Annotated in this window: 1 protein-coding gene; it reads right to left on the bottom strand. The window is 54.1% G+C overall.

The genetic code is table 11. The features are described 5' to 3' along the window. The coding region (locus FDX22_RS20255) for a cupin domain-containing protein (RefSeq protein ID WP_304571785.1) at nt 1–242 on the bottom strand (242 nt) is incomplete at both ends.

The raw sequence follows: 242 nt of genomic DNA on the forward strand, positions 1-242 counted from the left end.
CTCCCGGGTATTCGGTGCGCGGAAACCTACCGAGTAATTCATCGCGTTTTCTAACGCGTAGCCTTCGTGCGGGAATCCAGGTGGAATATACAGAATATCGCCTGGCTCCAGCTCTTCATCAATGATGGCTTCAAACGGATCAACCTGGAGCAGGTCAGGGTGCGGGCAATGCTGCTTCAACTGCAGTTTTTCACCCACACGCCAGCGACGGCGACCGGTTCCCTGGATGATGAACACATCAT

The sequence above is a fragment of the Citrobacter sp. TBCS-14 genome (assembly GCF_005280805.1).
In the GTDB taxonomy this organism is placed as follows: Bacteria; Pseudomonadota; Gammaproteobacteria; order Enterobacterales; family Enterobacteriaceae; genus Citrobacter; species Citrobacter gillenii.